At 71.0% G+C, this 4,756-nt stretch carries 5 protein-coding genes; 3 read left to right on the plus strand and 2 right to left on the minus strand.

Annotation, left to right across the window (positions count from 1 at the left end; all coding sequences use genetic code 11):
* A partial coding sequence (locus ACFV2S_RS37795; protein WP_157849844.1) for an acyl-CoA dehydrogenase family protein occupies positions 1–96 on the plus strand: 96 nt, incomplete at its 5' end.
* 55 nt (positions 97–151) lie between these two features.
* Here the strand turns inward: ACFV2S_RS37795 and ACFV2S_RS37800 are convergent.
* Positions 152–1,360: an LCP family protein gene (locus ACFV2S_RS37800; RefSeq protein WP_385570857.1), complete on the minus strand. Its 1,209-nt coding sequence runs from the start codon at positions 1,358–1,360 to the stop codon at positions 152–154.
* Positions 1,361–1,529: 169 nt separating this feature from the next.
* Between ACFV2S_RS37800 and ACFV2S_RS37805 the strand changes: the two genes are divergently transcribed.
* Entirely contained in the window at positions 1,530–2,063 is a 534-nt protein-coding gene (locus ACFV2S_RS37805; protein WP_383801320.1) for an acyl-CoA thioesterase, read from the plus strand.
* Positions 2,064–2,088: 25 nt separating this feature from the next.
* Here ACFV2S_RS37805 and ACFV2S_RS37810 read toward each other — a convergent pair whose 3' ends face one another.
* Positions 2,089–3,462 (minus strand): LCP family protein, encoded by a 1,374-nt coding sequence (locus ACFV2S_RS37810; protein ID WP_385570860.1) that lies wholly within the window; start codon positions 3,460–3,462, stop codon positions 2,089–2,091.
* A gap of 214 nt (positions 3,463–3,676) precedes the next feature.
* Between ACFV2S_RS37810 and ACFV2S_RS37815 the strand changes: the two genes are divergently transcribed.
* Positions 3,677–4,732 (plus strand): glycosyltransferase family 2 protein, encoded by a 1,056-nt coding sequence (locus ACFV2S_RS37815; RefSeq protein WP_385570862.1) that lies wholly within the window; start codon positions 3,677–3,679, stop codon positions 4,730–4,732.
* Positions 4,733–4,756 lie beyond the last annotated feature (24 nt).

Genomic DNA, 4,756 nt, shown 5'->3' on the forward strand with positions numbered 1-4,756 from the left:
CCCGTCGAACGCATGATGCGCGACGCCAAGATCACCCAGATCTACGAAGGCACCAACCAGGTCCAGCGCATCGTCATGGCCCGCAACCTCCCGTAGGGCGTGCGGAAGGGGCGCCCTCCGACGACCGGAGGGCGCCCCTTTCCGCTTCCGCTCAGCGGCTGGACTCGACGGTGACCTTCTCGTCGTTCTTGATCTGCTCGACGAGCTGCTTCACCTTCGGCATGTCCCACTTCAGGGAGTTCTGCGGCGCGGAACCGGCGATCGGCATGTTCATGGACTTGCCGTCGCCGCTGTTGATGCCCTTCATCGCGAAGAACATCTTCCCGAGGTCGTACAGCGACATGTCCTTGTCCACGATCAGCGTGTCCAGACCGGCGCCGAGCGTCGGGTACAGCGCGAACGGGTTGAGGATCGTGCCCGGCGTCGCCGCCTGGTTCGCGAGCGCGGAGAGGAACTTCTGCTGGTTCTTCGTCCGCTGGAGGTCCGACTCGGCGAAGGCGTACCGGGTGCGGACGAAGGCCAGGGCCTGCTCGCCGTTGAGGGTCTGCTTGCCCGCCTGGAAGTCGGCGCCGGACTTCTTGTCCTTGAAGCCCTTGTCGATGTTCAGCTCGACGCCGCCGAGCGCGTCCACGATGTTCGCGAAGCCGGCGAAGCCGATCTCCGCGTAGTGGTCGATGTGCAGGCCGGTGTTGAACTCGACGGTCCGCACGAGCAGTTCGGGGCCGTCCATCGCGTAGGCCGCGTTCAGCTTGGAGCCGCCGCGGGCCGGGTACGACTTGCCCGACTCGGAGCCGACGAAGTTCGGGATCGTCACCCAGGAGTCACGCGGCAGCGACACCATCGTGTTCCCGCTGGAGCAGGCCGCGAGGATCATCATCGAGTCGGTCCGCTTGCCCTCGGCGGAGCCCGTGTGGAGCTTCTTCTTCTCCTCGGCGGACATGCCCTCGCGGCTGTCGGAGCCGACGATCAGGTACGTCGTGCAGTCGCCCTCCTCCGGCCGCTCGATGACCTTGGAGAGATCGACCTCGTTGCGCATCTGCGAGCTGGCCCAGGCGTAGGTGCCGATGCCCCAGGCGAGGACACCGACGACCAGCACGATCGAGCCGATCTTGATGCGCTTGCGCCAGTCCGGGGCGGGCCGGCCGGGCCCCTGCGGCGCGTACTGCGGCGGCACGCCGCCCGGCCCGCCGCCGTGGCCGCCGCCCTGGTTCTGGGGACCGCCGTACACCTGGCCGCTGCTGTAACCGGAGTCGTACCCCTGGTTCTGCGCCTGGGTGAAGTTCGGGTTGTAGCCCTGGCCGTGGCCCTGCTGGGAACGCGGCGGCTGCTGCGGAACCTGCGGGCGCTGCACGTGGTTCATCCGTCGGGGTCCCTGGGGCTCATCGGGCCAGTCATTCATGTGGACCAGTGTGCCGGGCAGCTCTTTCCGGGCGACAGTCCGGGTAGAAGATCGGACCGGTGCTGTTGCCAAGCTGATGCAAACCGGACCGGACGGCGACCCCGCGAGGACCCGGCATATGGTGGAGGGCATGACAGAACAGGGCGATATCCCGGGCAAGCCCACCTCCGCGTCCCGCACCACGCTCAGCCACATCATGACCAGCCACGACACCAACCTCCTGGGTACGGTGCACGGCGGCGTGATCATGAAGCTGGTCGACGACGCGGCGGGCGCCGTCGCGGGCCGCCACTCGGGCGGCCCGGCGGTCACCGCCTCCATGGACGAGATGGCCTTCCTGGAGCCGGTCCGGGTCGGCGACCTGCTGCACGTGAAGGCCCAGGTCAACTGGACCGGCCGGTCCTCCATGGAGGTCGGCGTACGGGTCATGGCCGAGCGCTGGAACGAGTCCACGCCCGCCACCCAGGTCGGCTCCGCCTACCTCGTCTTCGCCGCCGTCGACGCGGACGGCAAGCCCCGCCGCGTCCCCCAGGTCGTCCCGGAGACCGAGCAGGACAAGCGCCGCAACCAGGAGGCCCAGATCCGCCGCACCCACCGGCTCGCCCGCCGCCAGGCCATCAAGGAGCTGCGGGAACGCCGGGCGGCCGAGGGCTACGAGGACTGAGCCCGGCCACGGAGGACCGGGACGTTCACGGGCACACCACCTTGTCCCCGGTGACCGCCTCGAAGGGCGCCTCCGAGGTCTCCGCCCGGACCGCCCGGACGGCCCCGTGGTCGGCCCCCACGGTGACCCGCAGCGTCCCGCCCCGCCCCGCGACGGCCCGCAGCTCCGCCCCCGGCAGCGCCGCGGCCAGCGACTTGGCCGACCGGTCCCAGCGCGGGTCGTACTCCACGAGGGTCCGCTTCTGCGCGGAACCGGTCATCGGCGTGCGGGTGGTGTCGAAGCCCGTCGCGCGCAGCGCGTCGTCGACCTTGCGGCCGAGGCCGTCGGTCCGGGTCCCGTTGTAGACCTGGACGCGGACCGTCCGCGGCGGCACGTCCACGACGACCGCCTTCGGGGCCTTCGCGGAGTCCTCCTCCTTCCGCGCGGAAGCGGCGAGCGGCTGGTCGTCCCGCAGTGCCTGGAAGAGGCGCTGGGCCTTGGCCGCGTCCCACTTCACGGTCGAGCCGATGCCCTTCACGGGGAAGCTCATGTCCCCGATCGGCACGGACACGAACTCCGACGAGGCCGGCGTGAAGCCGTGCATCGCCTTGGCCAGCGCCAGCAGCTGGTCCGTACCGAACTCCTCGTCGGCCCGCACGGAGCCCAGCATCGTCGTCGCGACCTCACGGAACCGCACCGGGTTGAGCAGCACCCCGCCGTTCGTCACCTGGTCGATCAGCGCCGCCAGGAACCGCTGCTGCCGCTGCATGCGGCCGATGTCGGCGGCTCCGTCGATGTGCCGGGAGCGCACGTACTGCAGGGCCTGACCGCCGTCCAGCTCGTGGGTGCCGGCGGACAGGTCGAGCCCCGTGTAGGCGTCCTTCAGGGGCCGCGCCGTACAGATCTGCACCCCGCCGACCGCGTCCACGGTCCGCATGAAGCTCGTGAAGTCGACCTCCAGGTAGTGGTCGATCTTCACCCCCGTCATCGACTCGACGGTCCGCACGGTCAGACCGGGCCCGCCCTCGGCGTAGGCCGCGTTCAGCTTCACCGGATGCGCCCGGTGCTTCCGGCCGGTGGTCAGATCGGTGTGCTCGGGCATCTCCGCGTACGAGTCGCGGGGCAGGCTGACGACGCTCGCCCGCTCCCGGTCCTCCGAGATGTGCACGAGCATCACCGTGTCGGTGCAGTGGCAGGGCGCGCCGCCGAGCCGGTACCTCTTCTTCTCCTCCGGGGTGATCCGGTCCCGGCCGTCGGTACCGACGACCAGCACGTTCATCCCGTGCCCGGCCTGCGGCCGGTTCTTCATGTCCTTGAAGGGGTCGACCCGGGTGATCCCGGTGTCCAGGCCGGTCACCACGGCGTGCCCGATCCCGCCGGCCGCGAGGACCGTCACCGAGAGCGCCGTCGCCATCCGCATCCCCCACCGGGGGCGCCTCCGCCGCCGGCGGACCGGTGCGCGACGGGCGGCGGGCCGGGGACGGGGCGTGCGGGGCGGTGTGGGCACGGACGGACACCTCCGCGGGTGTGACAGGGGAACCGTGAGCACGGTAGGCCCATACGATCAGCGCAAGGGCCCACCACCCGCTCGGCACGCAAGGCTGTCCCCCGTTCGCGGTAACGTGTCCGATGATATGAACGCCGCGCCCCCCGTCTCCGTGATCATGCCGGTCCTCGACGAGGAGCGGTATCTGCGCACCTCGGTCCGCCACATCCTGGAGCAGGAGTACGACGGCGAGATGGAGGTGGTGATCGCCCTCGGTCCGTCCACGGACCGCACGGACGAGATCGCCGCCGAGCTCGTCCGCGAGACCGCTTCGGGCGGGCGACGCGTCCTCACGGTGCCGAACCCCACCGGCCGCACCCCCGCCGCCCTCAACGCGGCGATCCAGGCCTCCCGCCACCCGATCGTGGTACGGGTCGACGGCCACGGCATGCTCTCCCCGCACTACATCGCCACCGCCGTCCGGCTCCTGGAGGAGACCGGCGCGCAGAACGTCGGCGGTGTGATGCACGCCGAGGGCGAGAACGCCTGGGAGGACGCGGTCGCCGCCGCCATGACCTCCAGGATCGGCGTGGGCAACGCCGCCTTCCACACCGGCGGCGAGGCGGGCCCCGCCGAGACCGTGTACCTGGGCGTCTTCCGGCGCGAGGCGCTGGAGCGGCAGGGCGGGTACAACGTGGAGTTCGTCCGCGCCCAGGACTGGGAGCTGAACTTCCGCATCCGCGAGGCCGGCGGTCTGATCTGGTTCTCGCCGGAGCTCCGCGTGCAGTACCGCCCGAGGCCCTCGGTGAGGGCCCTCGCGAAGCAGTACAAGGACTACGGCCGCTGGCGGCACGTCGTGGCCCGCTACCACCAGGGCTCCATCAGCCCGCGCTACCTGGCCCCGCCGGCCGCCGTCTGCGCGATCGCCGCCGGCCTGGTCGCCGGCGCGGTCCTCACCCCGCTCGGCTTCGTGGTCCCGGCCGGCTACCTCGCCGCGATCGCCGCCGGCTCGGTCCCGGCGGGCAGGGGCCTTCCGCCGAAGGCCCGCCTGCGGATCCCGCTCGCCCTCGCGACCATGCACATGTCCTGGGGATACGGCTTCCTCACCAGCCCCCGCTCGCTCGCGAGGAAGGTCATCGCGAGCCGCCGCCCGGCGGTGCGGGCGACCGGGACCGTGTATTTTTTTACTGTAGTTCAGTCGTAGTCGTCGTGGTCCTGTTGGGGGTTG

It is taken from the genome of Streptomyces sp. NPDC059695, from assembly GCF_042733785.1.
GTDB lineage: Bacteria > Actinomycetota > Actinomycetes > Streptomycetales > Streptomycetaceae > Streptomyces.